Genomic DNA, 21,417 nt, shown 5'->3' with positions numbered 1-21,417 from the left:
AAAAAAATCTAATATTAGTCATCTATTATTATCGTCGCAAATAATTATTAGAAAAGGAAAAGCAGATATACAATATGGCAAAATTTTGTGAACTGATTTCAAAAAAAACATTGGAATTCGTATTTATAGCAACTAGAATAGTTGTGTGGGCACTAAAAGCCGATATCGAATCGACACTGTATATGATGGAGATATCGTTATGAATGCATATTTTTTATTTGATCTGGGGATGGCTTCGATTTTCTTTTTGACCGGGTTACTGTTTTATATCTCAAATGGTAAAGCAGCAAATCTTTTGACCGGCTATAATATGAAGTCCTTTGAAGAACGAAAGAAGTTTGACGAAAACAAGATGTGCAAAGACTATGGAAAAAGAATTATGTTCTGGGCTATTCTATTTCTGATCGGATCCGGGATCGACATCAAATTCACCTGTTATGGCTTTATATTTGCCTGTATATCATGGTCTGTTATGTTCATCTTATTTATGATTGAAAGAGCTAAACGGGAGAGATAAACTCTCCCGTTTATTTATTTTCTCTCTGAGATTGCCTTATAACATTCAGGTCTTCTGTCTCTGAAAAGCCCCCAGGACAGTCTGTCCTCCTTAGTCTTTGAAAGATCAAATTCTGCTATGAGTATGGCATCACCTTCTCTGCCTGCCTCCTCAATTATTTCTCCCGTTGAATCTGTGATAAAGCTCTTTCCATAGAAGCAGAGGCTTGATGACTGATTTCCGTTGGCATCACAAGGCTCCACACTCTCAGTGCCGTATCTGTTTGCAGCGATCACAGGGATCACATTGGCAGCGGCATGTCCCTGCATGACTCTCTGCCAATGACCTGAGCTGTCTACATTGAGGATCGGCTCACTGCCGATGGCTGTAGGATAAAGCAGCATATCAGCCCCCATTATAGCCATGCATCTCGCAGTCTCAGGGAACCACTGATCCCAGCAGATTCCTACGCCGACATTTCCGAATCTGGTCTTCCATACCTTGAAGCCGGTGTTGCCCGGAGTGAAATAGAATTTCTCCTGATAGTAATGATCATCGGGAATATGAGTTTTTCTGTAAACCCCGAGAAGCGAACCGTCAGCATCTATCATTGCCACACTGTTAAAGAGCAGCATCTCATCCTGCTCGTAGAAGCTTACAGGAATCACAACATTAAGTTCTGCTGCAACTTTTCTAAAATGCTTTACCGCCGGATTTGAGTCCACACTCTTTGCAAAGCTGTAATACTCATATCTCCTTTCCTGACAGAAATACTGCCTCTCAAAAAGCTCCGGAAGAAGGATGACATTGGCACCCTTTGCGGCAGCATCACGAACAAGCCTCTCGGCATGCTCTATATTTTCCTCAGGCACAGCAGTGCAGCTCATCTGAATAGCTGCAACTTTTACAGAACTCATATATAAATCTCCTCCCTAGATTGCATCATCCGTGAGTGGCAAATACTTATGACGCTCACATCATCATGTCCTCATGGACATGGTATCTGCTGGGTTATACAGTGAATGTTTCCGCCACCCAGAAGTATGGCCATGGAATCTATTCCCACCACTTCTCTGTCATGACAAAGCCCCTTCAGTATACTGATGGCTCTTTCATCACTTTCTTTATTCTCGCCTCCGAACTGAGGCACCAGAACCACACCGTTTCCAAAATAAAAATTCACATAGCTGGCAGCCAGTCTCTCTCCGGCATCACGATTATCCTCACCCTCTTCAAAAACGAGATTTTCGAGATCCTGCTCCTTCACCAGCACCGGGTGATCCGGTATGGGCAGCTTATGAATCTTCAGCTTACGTCCCTTCGCATCAGTCACGGAGGTGAGATACTGAAGATCAGCCAAAGACATCGCATGCTGAGGATCCTCTTCGTTATCGGTCCATGCCAGCACCACCGTACCCGGAGCGATGAATGCGCAGATATTATCTACATGCTCATTTGTCTCATCGTTATAGATTCCGTAAGGAAGCCACAGTACCTTTTCTATGCCCAATGCTTCCTTCAGCCGCTCCTCGATCTGCTCTCTCGTCAAATGATGATTACGTCCTTCACTGAGAAGACAAGTCTCAGTCACAAGAAGAGTACCCTCCCCGTCGGTGTGAATGGAACCACCCTCCAGAACAAAATCACCGAAATCATAAACGTCCTTATTTACATGCTCACAAAAGGCAACTGCTGCCGCATCATCCTTATCGAAGTTTTTATAGAGACCGTCAACTTCCCCTCCCCAGGCATTGAACTTCCAGTTGATTCCCCGGATTACTTTTCCGTTCGCTACGAAGGTAGGGCCAATGTCTCTCGCCCAGGCATCATCAGTGGGAATCTCAACCACTTCCGCCATAGCCCCAAGTCTTTCCGATGCCTCATGAAGATGCTCCCTGTCAGCAAGGAACCAGACCTTTTCATGTCTTGAAAGAGCTTTTGCGATAGCACAGAATGCATCCTGTGCGCTCTTTGGATCCTTACCCCAGCTGCCGGGACGAACAGGCCATACCAGAAGTGTGCCTTCATGGGTAGCATACTCCGCCGGCATAAAAAAACCATCAGCTGATGGTGTTGATTCTTTAATTATCATATGTATTATACCTCACGACAACCTGTTCTTGAAATCCTCATAATCAAAACTTCTGACTGTTTCCACACTTCCGTCACTGTGCATCAATGCTATATCCGGAAGAGGCATGCCGTTAAATGTGTTGTTCTTCACCATTGAGTAGATAGCCATGTCCTCGAAGGTAAGGATATCTCCGATTTCCGGCATTCTATCAAAGCTGTAGTCTCCTATGACATCTCCTGCAAGACATGTCCTTGCCCCGAGGCGGCAGGTGTACTTCTTCTCACCAGCTTCACCGGCGTCCCTAAGAGGCGGACGGTAGGGCATCTCCAGAACATCCGGCATATGGCATGCTGCTGACGCATCAAGAATAAGTATGGGCAGTGTATTCTCAACAATATCGAGGACCTTTGTGTAGAGGTATCCGGCATTAAGAGCAATGGCCTCTCCGGGTTCCAGATATACTTCCACATCGTAGGTCTCCTTAAGATGAAGTATTGTCTTCTTAAGAAGCTCTATATCATATCCCGGTCTCGTGATGTGATGTCCGCCGCCTAAATTGATCCATTTTACTTCACGAAGATATGTGCCGAAATGCTCCTCAACATATGCCACTGTATCCGCAAGGGGTGCCGCATCCTGCTCACAAAGAGTATGGAAATGTATACCCTCAACCCCCAGAGGCAAATGCTCAGGCATGTCCTTCTCTCTTATTCCGAGACGTGATCCCGGAGCGCATGGGTCATAGATCTCATGTCCCTCCTGAGTAGAGAACTCAGGATTTATCCTGAGACCGACGCTTACCTTAGACTTTTCCCAAATGGAACGATGAAGCTCCAGTTGTCTAAGGGAATTAAAGCTCATATGATCGCAGATACTGCAGAGCTCATGCATTTCCTCTTCCGTATATGCAGGACAGAATACGTGATTCTCCCCCTTCATCTCCTCATAAGCAAGGCGGGCTTCGAAAAGCCCGCTGGCAGTTGCTCCTGAAATATACTGTGAAATGAGCGGATAGATCCTGAACATGGAAAATGCCTTTTGGGCCAGCAGTATATGGCAGCCCGAAGACTTCTCCACCTCCTTCAGTATCTCTAGATTTCGTATGATGGCCTTTTCATCCACCACATAGACCGGTGTTTTTAAATCCTTTATGTTCAATTCTTAAACCTTTTTTTATGATGCTTTCACATCGGATTTTTACTGTTACTCCACTGTTACCGGATTCTCCGAAACTACCCATGGAAGACCGAATTTGTTAAGCATATCCATGTATGGATCCGGATCAAATTCATCTGTTGTGAGGGCTCCGCGCTTGTTCCAGATGCCGCTTGCCACAAGTGCTGTTCCGATCATGGCAGGCACACCTGTTGTGTAGCTGATGGCCTGACTCTCAACCTCCTTATAGCACTCCTGATGATCACAGACATTGTAAATGTAGATGGTCTTTTCCTTGCCGTCCTTGATTCCCGTAAAGATACAGCCGATGTTGGTCTTTCCAACTGTTCTTGGTCCGAGAGAAGCAGGATCCGGAAGCAATGCCTTCAGGAACTGGATAGGAACGATCTTCTGTCCGTTGAAATCGACAGGACTTGTGGAAAGCATTCCCACATTCTCAAGGCACTTCATATGTGTGAGGTAGCTCTGTCCGAAGGTCATGAAGAAACGGATACGCTTAACTCCAGGAATGTTCTTTGCGAGAGCCTCGATCTCCTCATGATGAAGAAGATACATGTCCTTCTCACCAACCTCAGGGAAGTTGTATTCACGCTTTAGTGACATGGCAGGAATCTCTACCCAGTGTCCGTCCTCCCAGTAGCTTCCCGGAGCACTTACTTCACGAAGGTTTACCTCAGGATTGAAGTTTGTGGCAAATGGATAGCCATGATCACCGCCGTTGCAGTCAAGGATGTCAATAGTGTGGATCTCATCGAAGTAATGCTTCTGCGCATAAGCTGTAAATACGCTGGTTACGCCCGGATCGAAGCCTGTTCCGAGAAGTGCTGTGAGACCTGCATCCTTAAAGCGCTGATCGTAAGCCCACTGCCATGAATAATCAAAGTAAGCTGAGAATCCAAGCTCCTTGCAGCGCTTTTCATAGATCTTTCTCCACTCAGGATCATCAGTATCCTCAGGCTCGTAGTTTGCCGTATCTACATAATGAACACCGCACTCAAGGCAGGCATCCATGATGGTGAGATCCTGATACGGAAGGGCAACGTTCAGTACCACATCCGGCTTGTAGGAATTGATGAGTGCCTTTACGGCAGAAACATTGTCAGCATCAAGCTCTGCAGTAGTCACTACTGTGGATGTCGTTCCTGCGAGCTTCTCCTTCAGCTCGTCACACTTTGACTTCGTACGGCTTGCGATGCAAAGCTCGGTGAAAATGTCACTGTTCTGACAACATTTGCGGATCGCTACCTGTGCAACACCGCCACATCCTATAACAAGTAATCTGCTCATATCTTATCTTCCTCCTCAAGTAAAAGATCTTCTACATAACGCGGCAACATGAAGGAGCCGCAGTGCATATTTGTAGTATAGTACCAGGTTTTAATGTTTCTATCGTTCCATCTCTTTGCATCGAAATTCTTCAGCGGATGGTACTTCTTGCTGGCAAAACCGAAAAGCCAGTAACCTGCCGGGCAGGTGGGGATATGTGCCTGATAGACACGGTTTATAGGAAAACTCCGGAATGCCTTTCTATGCATAGCACGACAGGCTTCCTCATCAACATCGAAGAAGGGGCTTCCGTGCTGGTAAACCATGATGCCGTCTTCATGAAGGGCGCGGAAACAGTTTCCGTAAAACTCTTTCGTGAACATTCCGGCAGTATGTCCCAAAGGATCTGTACAGTCGTTAATGATGAGATCATACTGGTCCTGTCTTGAACGTAAAAATCTAAGACCGTTCTCGTTGTAGATCTTTACGCGGGGATCCTCCAGTCCGCAGGCATTGTCAGGAAACCACTCCTTACATACATCGATGAAGAGCTGATCCTCCTCCACCACGTCTATCTCTTCGATCTCAGGATAATGTGAGAGCTCTCTGGCAACACCGCCGTCTCCTCCGCCTATGACCAGAACCTTTTTCACTCCGGGATGAACCGACATGGGAACGTGTACGATCATTTCATCATAAACAAACTCGTCTGCCTCAGAAAAGATAACACTTCCGTTCGACGCTAAAAAACGACCGAATTCAGGAGAGTGAAAAACGTCGATGCGTTGATATTCACTTTCACCGGAGAATAATTGCTTATCCACGCGGATAGACATTTTCACATTATCCGTGTGAAGTTCTTCGAACCAGAATTCCATATCAGTAGGTTCCCTCCTTAAGTACATTCAGATGTGATATATCATCGCTCTCCGGTCCCTGCATGGAGCAGCCCTTTTCCTTGGCGAAACGGATATATTCGATGATATCCTTTGTGACCACCTCTCCCGGTGCGAGGATCGGGATTCCGGGTGGATAACACATAACCGACTCCGCGCAGACCCTTCCGGCGCATTTCTCTATGGGAAGTGACTCTTTTTCGGCATAGAAGGCTGTCTGCGGCGTGGTCACTACCTCCGGAGAGATATATTCCGCAGAGAACAGCTTTTTCTCAGGCTTTGCGTAAAGTCTGTAAATATCCGCAAGAGCACCGACAAGTCGCTCTATATCCTGGATGGAATCTCCGATGGATATGTAGGCAAGGATGTTGCTAATGTCTCCGAATTCCATCTGTATGTCATACTCGTCACGAAGAAGGTCGTACACCTCGATTCCCGCTAGACCGATCTTATGTGTAAGCACCGCAAGCTTTGTGACATCAAAGTCATATACACTTCCTCCGTTTATGAGTTCACGTCCATATGCATAGTAGCCTCCGATGGCATTGATCTCGTCTCTTGCATACTGTGCCATGCGGGCCACCTTCTCGAAGGATTCCTTTCCGCGAAGGGCAAGATTCCGCCTTGAAAGATCGAGACTTGCCATCAGAAGATAGGAACCGCTTGTGGTCTGTGTGAGGTTAATGATCTGGCGAACATATCCCGGATTCATACTTGGCCCAAGGAGCAGTAATGAACTCTGGGTCAGACTTCCTCCCGACTTATGCATTGACACAGAACACATATCGGCGCCTGCCTCCATACCTGAACAGGGAAGCTTGTCGCTGAAATAGAAATGTGTTCCGTGGGCCTCATCAACCAGTGCCAGCATATGATGTTCATGAGCCAGTTTTACGATGCTGCGGAGATCAGAGCAGATGCCATAGTAGGTCGGATTGTTAATGAGAACAGCCTTTGCATCAGGATTCTCGTCCATGGCTTTCTTTACGTCCGAAACCTCCATTCCCAGTGGGATGCCCAATTCCTTATCAACCTTTGGATCTATGTAGACAGGTGTGGCGCCGCAGAGTACCAGTGCATTTATGGCACTTTTATGTACGTTTCTCGGAAGTATGATCTTATCGCCCGCCTTACATGCGGTCAGTACCATAGCCTGTACTGCAGAGGTGGTGCCACCAACCATGAGGAAGGAATGGGCTGCACCAAAGGCATCCGCCGCAAGCTCCTCAGCTTCCTTTATGATAGATATAGGATGGCACAGGTTGTCCAGCGGCTTCATGGAATTGACATCCACGCCGACACACTGCTGCCCTAAAAAATTCACCAGTTCAGGATTTCCGCGTCCCCTTTTGTGTCCGGGAACATCGAAAGGAACCACGTGAAGTTTTCTGAAGCGCTCCAAAGCTTCATATATTGGGGCTTTTTTTTGTCTACTGAGATCCATTGGATTGCCTTTCTTTTAGGTTAAAGTATTCTTTGAAAGAACTGTTTGTTTCACACTTCGTGCTCTCACAATCCTTTCATAACAAAAGGGCAGTACCGCTTTCGCAGCACTGCCCGTAATCATTCTTTAAATCATTTCAGATCTGTCTCTGCCTGATTGCCTATTGAACGTTTCACAAGTAGTGTGCTTTTAACACCGGTTATGAAGTAACCAACTTATAAAATTGAGCTTTTAACTCGATCAATATGTGGCATAACACCACTTCGGCAATGGCCGGCCCTGTCCGATGAGCTTTTCACAGCGGATATATCATATCCCTGTAACAGGCCTATAAGAGACAGAAATCCTCTGTCGAGATTCAGAATACCAAAATTTTACAGTATGTCAACAAAAATAAATAATTTTTTTAGTCAAAGGTTACATAACATGTTATATGGTATTTTCCCTACTTTGTATAGGTTTTCTCTAAGTCATCCGCTTGCACTATCAATATAATGTATATGGACAAATACAATTCTTTTGTGTAAAATAACTTGCACTTGATTTTATTGCTCAAAAGGAGATATTTATGAAAAAGCAGTATTTAACAGCCGCTGCTGCACTGGCAGCATTAGCAATCACAGCATGCGGATCTCAGTCCGCTCCTGAGTCAACAACAGCTGCAGCTACAACAGCCGCAGCCACTACTGAAGCAGCTACTTCAGAAGCAGAGACATTAACAGGAGAGGCTGACGGTTTTGGAGGGAAGGTTACTGTCGAGCTTACAGTGAAGGAAGGAACCATCACTGACGCGGTAATCACAGGCGATGGAGAGACTCCTACAGTTGGCGGCGCTGCCCTTGATACATTGAAGGAACAGGTTATCGCTGCAAACGGTCCTGATATCGATGGTGTATCAGGTGCTACAGTTACATCTACAGCAGTTAAGAATGCAGTTTCAGCTGCTATGGGTCTTGAAGTAGCTGAGCCTGAGACAAAGGCACCGGCCGTTTCAGCACCGGCTGAGATTGTTCCTGTTGAAGGCGGTATTCAGATGGGACAGGTAATCACAGCAGCTCACGGTAACAAGTGCTTCTCACAGGTTACAGCTGTTGTTAAGGATGATGTTGTTATCGCAGCTTATATCGATGAGTATCAGTTCGGAGCAGCTGACAGCGTAACAGGTGTTCCTAACGGCGATGATAAGGACAACTTCGGTGCAGGCTTCGCAGAGGGCCAGATGCTTTTCAGCAAGAGAGTAAATGCTGATTACTACAGCAAGAACATGGCTGAGAAGGCAGGAAGCACAGTCCGTCTTAACGACAACTATGATGAGATCCAGAAGTTTGCGGTTGGAAAGACTCTTGACGAGCTCGCAGCATATAAGGGTGATGCAACAGCTGTAGACGCAGTAAGCGGTGCTACTCTTGCTGATACAGGCAACTACCTTGCTGCTATCGGTGAGGCTGGAAAGATCGCTCAGAAGACACAGGCCGTAGAGTTCAACGGTTCCAGCGAAGATCTGAAGCTTAACATGGCCATCGGTGCAGCTCACGGTAACAAGTGCTTCTCAACAGCTGCAGTTCTTACAGATGGTAAGAATGTTATCCTTTCATGGATCGATGATTTCCAGTTCGGAGCTTCAGCAGATGTTGAGGGCGTTCCAAATTCTGATGATGCTGATAACTTCGGTGCCGGATATGCAGATCCTGCAAATGTTCTTTTCTCAAAGCGCGTGAATGCAGATTACTACTCAGACCTTATGAACAAGAAGGCTAATGCTACAGTTCGTATCGATGAGAACTACAATGCTATCCAGAACCACGTAAATGGTATGAGCATCTCCGATGTAAAGGCTCTTTCAGAGCAGGCTGATGCCGTTGATGCAGTAAGCGGTGCTACTCTTGCTGATACAGCAGGTTATGTAGGTCTTATCGCAGAGGCTGCAAAGTAAATAAATGATATAAGTTTCATAAGTTTTCCTCCACTTGTGCCTGCACAAAAGTGGGGGATAGTCATGAAAAAGGCTGCAGTTACCTGAGTTGGTGGCTGCAGTTTTTTATATGTAATTCCCGGTGACGCGAGCCCATATCGACTTTTGACACTTGCATCATTATAATTATTGAATAAGAAAATATTCTGGAGGTGATTATGACGAAGGTTTACTGCTATTCAAAATGTACAACATGTAAAAAAGCCCTGAAATGGCTGGATGAACATGCCATCAAGTATGAGCCTGTGGATATCAAGGGCGATCATCCGGATGAAAATACATTACGGGAGCTTCATAAAAAGAGCAGACTTCCGCTGAAGAAGTTTTTCAATACCAGCGGACAGCTTTATCGCGAAATGGAACTTTCAAAGAAGCTTCCGGACATGAGTGAAGATGAGATGTTCAGACTCCTTGCTTCTGACGGAATGCTGGTGAAGAGACCGCTTCTCATAAACGGTGATACGGTCCTTCTGGGATTCAAGGAAGCTGAGTGGAGTGAAGCAGGTCTGTGAACCTGCATTATGATTCATTTTATAAAATAGCTCAGAGCAATCCTGTATCGACTTTTTACAACTGATCATACAATGGCATTTATATCTGGATTTTCAAAAAAAGGAGGTAAATATGACAGAGAATATCATGGTCTTCGGGCATAACAGTGTGGGCATAAAGAGCGGGCTCGGAATGATATATGTAGACCCTTTCAAATTGAAGGAAACCCCTAATGATGCTTCCTTCATACTGGTAACTCATGAACACTATGATCACTTTTCACCTGAGGACATAGAGAAGGTGGCCGGAAGTGATACTGTTCTGGTGGTTCCTGAATCCATGAAGGTAAAGGCCCAGGAAGCCGCCGGTCTGGTAAAAAAAATCGTCACAGTGTCACCCGGAGAGGATCGTGATGTGGACGGTCTCAGCCTCGAAACTGTTCCGGCTTACAATATTGACAAAAAGTTCCACCCAAAAAGTAACGAATGGGTAGGTTATATTCTGAAGGTAGACGGCAGAAGAATATATGTTGCCGGTGATACAGATGCAACTCCTGAAGCAAAGATGGTAAAGTGTGATGTGGCTATCATTCCTGTTGGCGGAACCTATACCATGGATATCCGACAGGCTGCGGCACTCGTTAATGAAATAAAGCCTGCTGTAGCCATACCGGTGCACTACGGCTGCATAGTGGGTGAAGCTTCAGACGGTGAAGCATTTGCAAAGCTCGTGAAGGAGCCGGTGAAGGCAGAGCTGAAGATAAAATTTTAGGTCATGAATACGGATTTAATAAAAAAAGCAATTCCGGATCCTGTTTTGGAATCCGGAATTGCTTTTTTAGTGCCTTGAATGGTCACGTTTCTAAAATTCACTGTAATAATCAGTGGTTCTCTCTTCTCTGTCTGAGGATCTCTGCATTCTTATCAACCCTCTTCTTTGAAAGGGGATAGAAGAAAAGAAGTGAAAGCGCAAGAAGCACCATGCCTATGGCAGGAACGAGAGTTGCCAGATTATAGATATTGTTAACTACCACTGTATCGAAGGAAGTTGTAGTTGTATATCCCGCAAAGGCGAGGAGGAGTCCCGTAAGACCGGAGGCGCCGGCCTGACCAAGCTTTCTGGCAAAGGAATATACGGCATAAACCGTTCCGTCTGAGCGGTAATCCTTTTTCACATCGATGTCATCAATTACATCGATGATCATAGCCCAGCATACCAGACTGAATATTCCGATTCCCACATATCCTCCGGCACCAAATATGAAGTAAACAAGCGGATCCTTTGTGTGTATCACAAACATGATGAAAAGCATGGCTGCACCGAAGACAGAACTTGCAGCGGCTATCTCCTTCTTTCCGAATCTCTCCACCAGCTTTCCTATAACAGCCGCAAGTGCAAGAACCACGAGGCAGTTAACGAGGGAACCGATGGCAAGAAATGTTGTGTTGTTGAAATAGTTAGGATATACATAGTTGCCCATACCTGAAAGAGTTAGCTGAACCAGAAGGAGGATGAGGGCTGATGTTATGATTCCGAGGAATGAGCGGCTCGTGAACAGAATCCTCATAAGCTCACCCACATTCTTTTTGTTTTCTTCCTTGTTCTCTATCACAACTCGCTCAGTTGCTAGAACATAGCAGACTGCATATACGAGTACCGCAAGCACCGAACAGATTCCTGAAGCCAGCATGAGACGTCCGCCGTCAAGAACCTGATGTCCCTCCGCATCCTTTAAGAGGAAGAACTGCAGCGATGACGATCTGTGCTATGGTTGCGCCGATGTTTCTCCAGGTAGACAACTGCTGTCTCTCATTGAGATCGCTGGTTATGGCTGATGCCATGGAACCGTAGGGAATATTGGCACCGGTGTAGCAGACTGAACCCCAGAGAATGTATGTAAAGAACATCCAGCCGATCTTGAAGCTCATAGGTTTGTCAGCAAAATACGGTGCGAAGATGAGGAATGACGCCACTGCCACAGGTCCCGCGAAGCGCATGATCCATGGAGCAAACTTACCTTTTCTTGTGTAACGGCTTCTGTCAACTATCTGACCCATTCCAACATCAGTAAAGGCATCAACGATCTTTGCCACCATCATGACGAGTCCGACTATGGCAGAGGAAACACCCATAATATCTGTATAGAACTTCATCATGAACATAGCTGCGATTACAAATGTGAGATCATTCGCGAAATCTCCGGCCGCATAACCGATCTTGTCCTTGAGACCGAAAGGGATCTTGGCATTTTCCAGTAATGCACTCTTTATCTCATTATCACTTAAGTGGGAGTCGGTTCCCTTCGAGCCTAATCCCAAAGTATGTTTCCGGTCATTGCCAAGCTTTATAGCTTCAGCATTATTCATACCCATCTTTATTTCCTCCATATTCAGTTCATTCTTTAATTAACCAGTCAAGTATATCCTGTATGTAACGATCCCAGAAATTCCAGTCATGGGCTCCTTCACCTTCTTTATAAACAAGGTCCGCACCTTTTTCTTCCATGACCTTTTTCACATGAAGATTTGATTCATACAGAAAATCGCTTTTTCCGCAAGCCATGTAAAGCTTCGGAACCTGTCCATTTTTTACCGCTTCATCATAAAGTGTGAAAGGATCATATCTACTGCCACTGAGAGTAAAGCTTCCATCACTGTTCAATGCATCATGAAAACTGTTCTCCCACATGAAAGGATCCTGTGATGCTCTGTTTTTCTCAAGTGCTGCAATGTCTATGGCACCGGACATAGATGCGGCCTTTGAATAAATATCAGGTCGTCTGAGTCCCAGATACCAGGCTCCGTAACCGCCCATGGAAAATCCCGCAACATAGGTCTTTTCACGTTTCTTTGATACAGGGAAGACATTCTGAATGAACTTAGGCAGCTCTTCAGTGAAGAAAGTATAATACTTCCGACCGTATCTCAGATCCTGATAAAAAGAATTTTCGGCACTTGCCATTACAACAACTATGCCGCGGTCCTGAGCATATCTGTCGATGTTGCTGTATCTCAGCCATGAAAATGCATCTCCAAAAGCTCCATGCAGAAGATACAACACCGGAAGACCGCTTTCATAATCATACTTCTTCACTGTATTCATGTCAGTGATGGCTTCTGAGGAGGCCGTGAGGTTCTGGAGAGAGAAATAAAAGAAAAGCCGGCGCATGCGCCGGCTTTTCTTTTATTTCTCTCTCATGTTGTACACTTCATTACCCGGAATCATAGGGTACTTCTTTGCCTGTGCCATCTCACTGACAGTCACCAGCTGAAATCCCTTCTCTATAAGTGCGGGAATAAGGCGTTCTGCAGCATCTGCAGTTTCTGAATAGGTATCGTGCATGAGAACGATATCACCATCCTGAGCCTTTTCCATAACTACATTGAAGGTATTGTCAGCATCCTTTGTAGAATAATCCAGAGGATCTATGGACCATATGATCATTGGAAGTCCGAGATTCCCGACAGCTGAAGCTATCTCTCCTGATCTGTTTCCTCCTGGTGGTCTGAAAACCGTAGGTGCCACTTTGACAGTCTCCTCCACCATGTAGTCACACTTTCTGATCACAGACCTTATGCCTTCTACAGGAACAGAATCGAGATAATCATGGGTATAGGTGTGATTACCGAGCTCACATCCAAGTTCCACCATCCTCTTTACACAGTCGTTGTTCTCTCCCACAACACGGCTTCCCTGCATGAAAAATGTGGCATGACCTCCGTACTGCTGAAGCGAATCCAGAATACGGTTCGTGACCTCTGCCTTTGGTCCATCATCAAATGTCAGGGCTATCATAGGCTTATCCGGATCTATATGACTTAAATCCAGTGTCGCTCCCAGAAACTGATTATTCATGGCGATATAATCATCGGGTATGAGATACTTCTTAAGTACATAACAGGTCTGTCCGTTGGCACTGAACTGATCCCATCCCTCTATATTTCTCTCAACCGACACAGGGGCATTTTCTTCAAGTACTCCCACAACCGCAGAATCACTTTCCGAATCAACATGCATATTTACAGCAGTCAATGCCCGTGCTGTATATGGATAAGGAAACTTCGCTCTTTCTATCTTCGCCGGAACAGAAACATTGTTACTTTCAATGCTTATCCCGGAAGTTTCCTCCGCAGCCGATGTTTCATCGGCTTCTATACTTGTTGTTTCATCCTTTGCCTCAGGAACAGCCCTGACACCGCAGGCTGAAACTGCCAAAACAGCTGCACCCACAACCGGCAGCAAAAAAAACTTACTTACTCTTTTCATAACTCCCCCACCGTTTTATCACTCAACTATATATACTCTGTCTCCAAGCTGCATGATATCGTATATTTCTTTATTCCACTCATTATATACACCTATACAGCCTCGCGTCGCATCCATCAGCTCACCGTTACCATGGACCTCTATTGCACCGCCTAAACGCGTACGTGCCGTTGGCTTCTGAAGATTCTGGCTGGTCTGAATCAGCTGCTCCGCAGTAGCCTTGTCTATGAGCCCTGTCTTGAGTCCCCTTTTTGCATCCTCAATATTAGGATAATTTAGATACATCTCCTCCTTTAGAGAAGATGATACCTTCTTATCGCAGATATAAAAGTAACCTAACGGCGTTTTGTAATCTCCCTGCCTCTTTTTATCCCCCTCGGCAGCACCGGATGTCACCATATATGACTTTGTCATCACTCCATTGACCCAAAGCTCCATGTAATGAGATGACTTGTCATATGCCAGAGCTCTTCTTCCGTGACTCGCATATTTCATGAAGGTTCTGTTGATATTGTTATCCATAGGATCCAGCTTTATACCGTCAATGTCTACATAAGCGCTCCTGTCCGGTACCAGTCTGTCCCTCACCATCTCTCCGTTTTCATCGAAGTACCTCTCGAATCCATCCGGACAGATCATGTAGCTGTTCTTTATTCCCTTTTTAGAAGCAATCTCCTGCGCTTCAATCATTCCTGCAGCATGCTCCGGATTGGAAACCGGATGATAACGCTTTGCTGCTTTCTCAGCTTCATTGGTTATACCGCTTAAGTCTACTGTCGCATCCAGCTGAGCATCATCGTATTCCTCTCCGTAAGCGCTGCTACCGCCTCCGGCAGCAGTGGCAAGAAGCATCAGCGAAACTGCCAGAAGCCTCATTCTGCTACGACGACCTGAGCCTTTAATATTTTTTCCATCCATATCTCTATTAAGTCATTTCAGAAATTCTATGCACATTGTGATCGGATCACCGAAAATCCGGCCACAATGTATTCACACAGAACTCCGTACCTCAGCCGTTCCCTTCACTTATATTTTTCAGATTACCGTAATACTTCTCAACGTATCTCAGTATCTCATCAGCATCATCACCCTCATGAAGAAGCGTGATATATCCCTGAAGTGATTCTGCCTTTGATTTCAGCACATCTGATTTTTCATCAACAAATATGCGACTTTCATATTTACTGTTACGGGCATCCTGCATGAGGTTACATGCCGCACTGTTTCCATCCAGAGCTATCATAACTGACTGTCGGCGTTTAAATATCTCATAGGCAAAGCTTTTATAAGTGCCGAGAGGTGAAGACTCTATGGATACTCTGATTCCTGTCTCGGTTTCTCTGAGTTTGCTGAGCTCGCTTTCCGTAATAGATGCAGGAACAAAGCAAAATACCTTGAATTTATCTTTACACCTGTCCAAAACGTACTTTTCATATCCGCTTATTGACGGACCTATGGCAAAGAACAGCTTGCCGGGATCCCCCTTCTTTATGAGGTCATCCAGAAGTCTGCACTCCTGTTCTTCTATAGTAGTTACATGATGTGCATTGTTAAAACTGCCGCCGGCTATGACTACAGGAATCATATCAAGAGGAAGCTCTCTTATCCTGTCACTCAATTCTGCAGCGCTGTCATACTGTCTCTCTCCACCATCGAGGTCCATGAAGTCATCCGCTTTTTCGCGTATTCTCTTTTCGAGGAATTCTCTGACTGTCATCCCTCCGCACTTTCCATAGAAGGTCTGGATCTTATCATTGAACTCCTTCATAGAACCTGCTATTACTCTGTCATCAGCTTGCCTCATCTTCAGAAGCTCTTCATGGTTGAGATCCAGCATCCTCTCCAGAGAAAGCTGCTCATCTATTGAATCGGTTCCGTAAAGTGCACCTCCATCTGTACCCTGCACACAGGAGATACCTGTTTTCAGGTACTGCTTTAAAGGATGCATATCCAGTCTCGACAGATTATTCAGTCTTACATTTGATGTGATCTGGAATTCAAGCACCACCCCCAGAGACCTGATCTTCTCCAACAGCTTCTTTCCTTTTTCTGTATTGAGATCTGCTGTATAGAGACCGTGCCCTATTCTCATGTGAGGGAATATCTGACCTTCTGCCAATGCTTCTTCAACACATCTTATGCTATTGTATACATTGTCAGGAAGAGAGTCATTTTCACCTGCATGTATGCGCACAACATAAGACGGAATATCTTTTGCTATCTTTACTACCGCAGCTATAACGGATTTCAACTCCAGTATGTCATTTATCTCTTCACCTACAAAATCACTTCCGGCAACATATGGATCTATGGCTACAGCCTTCAATACCTGAAGGTTCTCAGTAAAATAGTTTCCATGTGCCACCTGATCCTTTACTATAGTGAGCGGTATACGCCTGAGAGCGGCAAGGAATCTTATGGTAACACCCGTCTCTCTGGTTATCTTCGGCATCACGTCATGTATTTGTTGCAATGTTTCTGCCGCTTCTGTCTTCTTTACAAGTGCAGTGTCTGACATCTCGGCATAGGTGATACCGTTGTGCTGATAGTTTCTTGCAACCCAAAGCAGACCGTCCTGAAACAGTGTATTGTCCGCATAGTCCGGATTTCTTCTGTCCTTCTCCATCTGTCTCAGTGCATCAACTATATCTTTATCAGGAATCTCACCGATATTTTCTATTTCGATTTTCTCCTTCGCAGCTGTCCCCTTTGTAAACACATATCTGTAAATATATACCTTCTCAAGATTTGTGAATACAGCCTGACCGTCCTTCATCACCGCCAGTGATGCACGGATTCTCGGAATATTGTATTTACTTCCGGATATATTATGAAGGATCAGATCTGCAAAATTGATCTCTGTGTTGTCATCGATACGTCTGTCTAGATACTTCCCCTTCAGTCCGCTGTTTACAAAATTGGCAGCCACATCAGCTCTCTGTTTTTCCAAAGCCGCTCTTTGTTCAGGTGTGATCTTCAAGCCAAGCTTTTTTATATAGTAATACGGATATCTGATCTGATGATGTATGCCGAGGGCTATCAGAACATCAGGACTAAGATTTGCGCTTCTGTGCGTATGCAAGTCCGAATGGAACTTGACTTCTTCCTTAATATATGTCTTAACCAGTGTCTTATTTATATCCAGGGCATAGTCCTTGGTCTGACTCATCAGAGTCTTTGCGATGGCAGGAATATACGCCTTTCTTTCGATAGTGCCGTCGGGATAGATATTGGCAACCTTGGTATTTCCCATTCTCAAGATGTAGACCTTCTGGTTTTCTCCATTGAAATAGCAAGGCACACTTCCCTCGATGACCTTCAGACCCTCCGCATTAAAACTGATGGGAAGATCACAGACCTTTGCAAGATTGGTTATCAGATTTCCTGTACCATGATTGGGTGTTTCCAAAATATAGGACATCCCGTTATCACCAAGGTTAAGTGTAACGATCACATCCTTTTCCTTGTCCAGATAGAACTTTCCAAAAAATGTCATATGCTTATCCTTTACCATGTGGGACTCATAAGTCCTGTCTATAGTGCCAATTCATCCAATGTACTTCCGTACGGAGGCAGGAATTCCCGAAGAAAATCTCCTACCTCCGGATAATTTTCCTTCATTTCCTCCAGTGACCTTAATGTAGATTCTTTTGCTGTACAGAACTCTCTGTTTCCGGAATTTTCTTCCTCGATGCACTTTATCAGTGCCGAGATCTTGTCTGCAGCCTTTACAAGCTTTCTCATATAAAGCTCGTTTTCATCAGTCTTACTTCTATTAAATATTTCATCGAAAGCCGGTCTCAGATCCTCCGGAAGTCTTTCCAAAAGACTGTTCTCCGCTATATGCTCCAGCGATTTATATGCTCCGGTTATTTCTTTATTAAAATACTTAACCGGTGTAGGCATATCTCCGGTTATTATCTCGGAGGCATCATGATATATGCCTATGAGTGCCGCCTTTTCTCCATCCAGCTTTCTACCATATCTCACATTTCCTATTATACATAAAGCATGTGCTATCATGGCAACCTCTACCGCATGTTCACTCAGATTTTCAGGTCTGGAATTTCTCATAAGTGCCCAGCGCTCTATATATTTCATTCTGGATATAGTTGCAAAAAATGTATACTTGTCCATATTCACCTCTTATTCATGATACTTATATCTCCCATTACTTTTTCATATCACACATTTTACCTCTTCAATAATATTTCATTTATTACCTGTCGAAGTAATCTGTAAAATCATACTTATTTATGGCAAAAATAAACAGAAATTTAAGAATTTAAAATATTTATAAAATAAATGTAATTCAAATCAAAATTCCTGTTATATCCACCATTTTATCCGAAGGAAAGGAGATATCATTATGTGTGCCGAGGAACGAAACCACATCTATAACAAATGGAAAAATGAATATAATTCACGTATAGAACGTCAAACCCACTTTAAGGATCTGCATAAATCCTGCATTTATGCTTATGCATTTATTCTCATTTTTATGGTAGGTGCAATCCTGATCAGTAATGAATACACCTCATATGGTTTTGATGAAGCCTCAGCTGTCTACCAGCTTTTCATTTATTCCTGCCCGTTGTTCATACTTATTCTTGCAGTATTCGAACTCATCGTTTACAGACTGATACCTGATCCTAATATGATAGAGATCGACGAATATTATGTTTTTCTCTCACATGATGACTTTGACAACTTTACAAAGGTTCTGGCTATCTCGAAAAATGAGCATTATACCATAAGAGATATACGTAGCGACGATACTATCAAAGATAAATGCATCATCATAGGAAGCTGCTAAGCTTCTATAAACCATCAGGCACTTTCATCACTGCTACTGCAAATGAAAGTGCCTGAATTATTTACATATTCCGAAAAGCTCAGTCAACAGACACTCTATATCATCTATAAACTACTGTTTGTGGATTTATATCTGTCCCTGCAGATTTTCTGCAGGACTGATCAAATCTTAGTCTCTATCAGAGACTGTATTTATAAAGCCAGTTTTTTTGCTTTCCTGTTTCTTATGGTCTCTACTATGCCAAGCTTTTTTTTCTCCTCCTTCGGCATAACTTTTCCGTCCCAGGTATTAAAAATCTCCATCATCTTTCCGGTAAGCTGACCGATAGTCAATTGTGAAGCTTTCTCGATATACTCAGAAAGTTCCTCATCCGCAGTTAACTTATCTATCTTCCACTCAGCATCTCCTATGGTATCAAACCCATCTTCTATGAGATTTTTCTCCTTGTCTATGATGTCAAATGTCTCTCCATTACCTGCTACAACGTAATAGATACCATGCTTTATGCCAACTATTCCGTTTTTATATTCTTTCAGTTTTGCCATATCAACCCTTCCTGTCCCACATTGTTGGTTTCTGTGCTATACCGTCGTAATCATTTACGAGGCTAGCCAACAAACGTTTATATGTCGTCGTCTTCGTATCTTCAGGTGTTGCCTTTATCCAGTCAAAATAATGTGACATATAGTCAGTTGCCCATGTATCATACGCATCTACACGTATCTGACGAGGCTCAAGATTCTTTATGCACGCGTGATACAGATGATCAATCTGATCTTCATTAAAGTCCTTGTATAATGCCATATAGAATACCGGATATACCGTTTCATCGGCTCTTTGCTCTGCCAGCTCTTCAGCATTGGCAGCCTCAACTACAACCTCTTCTACTCTGAATTCTTCCTCTTTTTCCCTCTGCATTTGATCCTGCATGAAGAAGGATTCTTCCAATGTCATCTGATGAGGTTCCATATCATCTACGATGTTGTCAAAGTTTCCGTTATACTCTGAGTCCAATATACTCTGGGTCTCCTTCAGCTCTCCACTTGTCTTTGGAAGCATAAGGAACTTGATGCGTACAGGTCTTCTGTACTTTTTACCCATGGCATCTGTCTTCAGTGCCTCATAGTTTATCTTTATATCTGTATAATGATTGATCTCTTCTCTCGCAGGTGCCAGAACATCTCTCTCAAAAAATGAGAACTTCGACCAGCTCTTGGGAATTTTCGCTACATTCTTACCTTTTTTATTCGGATCCGGCTCCCAGTCCGCTATCTTTCTCATGAAGTCATTATCAGTTCCGGTACCTAGTTCAAAGGTCCAGGTCTTGTTGTTGAACTGATATGACCTGAGAAGATCAAAAATTCTCGGAGAATATTTGTGAGTCATAAGAGAAGTTTCTTCCAGTCTCGGAGCTATATAGTACTTCTCTTTATCAGTCATCAGATTATAGAGAAACGGGAACATATCCTCATGAAATTTTATCTCCACGTCTCCGCTTCCGGGATCCATATGCACGACATTAAGCCAGTGAACCATGGCTTCTTTACCGCTCTCCAATGTGATCCACCAGGTCTTTTGACCGATATCGTTCAATATGGCCTTTGTATTTGTATAGCTCAGCTTATTTGCAGAAGCACTTCTGTGTATGATCTGCTGGAACTCACTGCAGTTAAATGTATACACCGTATTGATATCATCAGTCGGTTTGATCTTTGAAATCAGATAGTTAACGGCTTTACTCTCTACCAGTGAAAGAGAAAACTTTCCTTCCTGAACCATCTTTGTACTTTTGGCAACCTGTTGCTTACGAGCTTTTTCTATTCCATGACTCATAAATAATCTAAACTCCCACATCCGGATAATAAAAGTTGAGTAACTGTACGGTCTTTTTCTTATAAGTACATGATAATGCCTATTTCGCAAAACCACTACCGTATCTTTACTCAACTTTAACGTATATTTTCTCAACTTTTAGCCAATACAATCATAATCAGCTATAAGAAGGTTGAATCAATTTACGGACTTATTCTATCACTATCCGTAAATTCACTCAACCTTTACCTGGAATTCTTTTAAATACAGTATCCGTATGATAACTCAACTATTGTTATAATTCTACCGTAAAATCACTCAATTTTTATTCTATTCACCGTATACTTTCTCACATTTCAGAACAATTCTGATTTATAGACCGTACATTTGCTCAACTTTTGAACCGGATATTCCTTAGAAACCCACGTAATTCCGTCTGTCTTATCATGTATTTCTTATCCGTATAATTTCTCAACTTTCACCGTAATTTTACTCTACCTTTGTAAATTAATATCCGTACATAGCCTTAATTTTTTCGTACGATCACTATAATCTCCGTAATATCACTCAACTTTCAGGATATATATCCGTGTTTACCCTGCTGTTTTTCAGAATATATACCGTATAATCAATCAACCTTAATCATAAGTTCCTGATTTTTTTCTGGTCTCCGTATGATTTCTCAATTTTCCTTCATATTTTCCGTA

Annotated in this window: 20 protein-coding genes; 5 read left to right on the top strand and 15 right to left on the bottom strand. The window is 43.8% G+C overall.

Annotated features, from left to right (window positions below):
- The first annotated feature begins 199 nt into the window (after positions 1-199).
- The gene (locus BXO88_RS11360; protein WP_078037848.1) at positions 200-517 is read left to right on the top strand and encodes a DUF3784 domain-containing protein; all 318 of its coding nucleotides are present in this window, start codon (positions 200-202) and stop codon (positions 515-517) included.
- Positions 518-531: 14 nt separating this feature from the next.
- Here BXO88_RS11360 and aguB read toward each other — a convergent pair whose 3' ends face one another.
- The 6 genes from aguB to BXO88_RS11330 all read right to left on the bottom strand — a co-directional run bounded on the left by aguB (position 532) and on the right by BXO88_RS11330 (position 7,352).
- Entirely contained in the window at positions 532-1,413 is an 882-nt protein-coding gene (gene aguB / locus BXO88_RS11355) for an N-carbamoylputrescine amidase (RefSeq protein ID WP_078037847.1), read from the bottom strand.
- 71 nt (positions 1,414-1,484) lie between these two features.
- Positions 1,485-2,588: an agmatine deiminase gene (gene aguA / locus BXO88_RS11350; protein ID WP_078037846.1), complete on the bottom strand. Its 1,104-nt coding sequence runs from the start codon at positions 2,586-2,588 to the stop codon at positions 1,485-1,487.
- Between the two features lie 12 nt (positions 2,589-2,600).
- Positions 2,601-3,728 carry a carboxynorspermidine decarboxylase gene (gene nspC / locus BXO88_RS11345; RefSeq protein ID WP_078037845.1) on the bottom strand — a complete coding sequence of 376 codons (1,128 nt, stop codon included), beginning with the start codon at positions 3,726-3,728 and terminating at the stop codon, positions 2,601-2,603.
- 45 nt (positions 3,729-3,773) lie between these two features.
- Positions 3,774-5,033: a saccharopine dehydrogenase family protein gene (locus tag BXO88_RS11340; protein WP_078037844.1), complete on the bottom strand. Its 1,260-nt coding sequence runs from the start codon at positions 5,031-5,033 to the stop codon at positions 3,774-3,776.
- Entirely contained in the window at positions 5,030-5,890 is an 861-nt protein-coding gene (gene speE / locus BXO88_RS11335; RefSeq protein WP_078037843.1) for a polyamine aminopropyltransferase, read from the bottom strand. The genes BXO88_RS11340 and speE overlap by 4 nt, the downstream gene beginning before the upstream one ends.
- Before the next feature lies 1 nt (position 5,891).
- Positions 5,892-7,352: an aminotransferase class I/II-fold pyridoxal phosphate-dependent enzyme gene (locus BXO88_RS11330; RefSeq protein WP_078037842.1), complete on the bottom strand. Its 1,461-nt coding sequence runs from the start codon at positions 7,350-7,352 to the stop codon at positions 5,892-5,894.
- Between the two features lie 568 nt (positions 7,353-7,920).
- On the opposite strand from BXO88_RS11330, the gene BXO88_RS11325 reads away from it, so the two are divergent.
- From BXO88_RS11325 to BXO88_RS11315, 3 genes are all read left to right on the top strand, one after another.
- Positions 7,921-9,285, top strand: coding sequence for an FMN-binding protein (locus BXO88_RS11325; RefSeq protein WP_078037841.1), 1,365 nt, complete (start codon positions 7,921-7,923; stop codon positions 9,283-9,285).
- Between the two features lie 197 nt (positions 9,286-9,482).
- Positions 9,483-9,836 carry an arsenate reductase family protein gene (locus BXO88_RS11320; RefSeq protein WP_078037840.1) on the top strand — a complete coding sequence of 118 codons (354 nt, stop codon included), beginning with the start codon at positions 9,483-9,485 and terminating at the stop codon, positions 9,834-9,836.
- Between the two features lie 112 nt (positions 9,837-9,948).
- Positions 9,949-10,587, top strand: coding sequence for an MBL fold metallo-hydrolase (locus BXO88_RS11315; protein WP_078037839.1), 639 nt, complete (start codon positions 9,949-9,951; stop codon positions 10,585-10,587).
- 109 nt (positions 10,588-10,696) lie between these two features.
- On the opposite strand, the gene BXO88_RS17075 is transcribed toward BXO88_RS11315, so the two are convergent.
- The 7 genes from BXO88_RS17075 to yfbR form a co-directional block, all read right to left on the bottom strand.
- Positions 10,697-11,506 (bottom strand): MFS transporter, encoded by an 810-nt coding sequence (locus BXO88_RS17075; RefSeq protein WP_330395147.1) that lies wholly within the window; start codon positions 11,504-11,506, stop codon positions 10,697-10,699.
- A 13-nt stretch (positions 11,507-11,519) separates the two neighbouring features.
- Entirely contained in the window at positions 11,520-12,188 is a 669-nt protein-coding gene (locus BXO88_RS17070; protein WP_330395146.1) for an MFS transporter, read from the bottom strand.
- 22 nt (positions 12,189-12,210) lie between these two features.
- Positions 12,211-12,918 (bottom strand): alpha/beta hydrolase, encoded by a 708-nt coding sequence (locus BXO88_RS11305; RefSeq protein WP_242945207.1) that lies wholly within the window; start codon positions 12,916-12,918, stop codon positions 12,211-12,213.
- 81 nt (positions 12,919-12,999) lie between these two features.
- Positions 13,000-14,082 (bottom strand): polysaccharide deacetylase family protein, encoded by a 1,083-nt coding sequence (locus BXO88_RS11300; RefSeq protein ID WP_078037837.1) that lies wholly within the window; start codon positions 14,080-14,082, stop codon positions 13,000-13,002.
- An 18-nt stretch (positions 14,083-14,100) separates the two neighbouring features.
- Complete coding sequence (locus BXO88_RS11295; protein ID WP_078037836.1) at positions 14,101-15,000, bottom strand: L,D-transpeptidase family protein; 900 nt, start codon at positions 14,998-15,000, stop codon at positions 14,101-14,103.
- 91 nt (positions 15,001-15,091) lie between these two features.
- Positions 15,092-17,578, bottom strand: a complete 2,487-nt coding sequence (locus BXO88_RS11290; RefSeq protein ID WP_078037869.1) for an adenosine deaminase — start codon at positions 17,576-17,578, stop codon at positions 15,092-15,094.
- Positions 17,579-17,616: 38 nt separating this feature from the next.
- Positions 17,617-18,219, bottom strand: coding sequence for a 5'-deoxynucleotidase (gene yfbR, locus BXO88_RS11285; RefSeq protein WP_078037835.1), 603 nt, complete (start codon positions 18,217-18,219; stop codon positions 17,617-17,619).
- 232 nt (positions 18,220-18,451) lie between these two features.
- Here yfbR and BXO88_RS11280 point away from each other — a divergent pair, with 232 nt between their 5' ends.
- Positions 18,452-18,898, top strand: a complete 447-nt coding sequence (locus BXO88_RS11280; protein WP_078037834.1) for a hypothetical protein — start codon at positions 18,452-18,454, stop codon at positions 18,896-18,898.
- 191 nt (positions 18,899-19,089) lie between these two features.
- Here the strand turns inward: BXO88_RS11280 and BXO88_RS11275 are convergent, their stop codons facing one another.
- Together BXO88_RS11275 and BXO88_RS11270 are read right to left on the bottom strand one after the other, a co-directional pair.
- Positions 19,090-19,443, bottom strand: coding sequence for a hypothetical protein (locus tag BXO88_RS11275; protein ID WP_078037833.1), 354 nt, complete (start codon positions 19,441-19,443; stop codon positions 19,090-19,092).
- A gap of 1 nt (position 19,444) precedes the next feature.
- Complete coding sequence (locus BXO88_RS11270; protein ID WP_168171691.1) at positions 19,445-20,731, bottom strand: replication initiation protein; 1,287 nt, start codon at positions 20,729-20,731, stop codon at positions 19,445-19,447.
- Positions 20,732-21,417 lie beyond the last annotated feature (686 nt).

This window comes from Oribacterium sp. C9, assembly GCF_002007235.1.
GTDB lineage: Bacteria > Bacillota > Clostridia > Lachnospirales > Lachnospiraceae > Oribacterium.
This window is presented reverse-complemented; position numbering and strand designations above follow the sequence as displayed.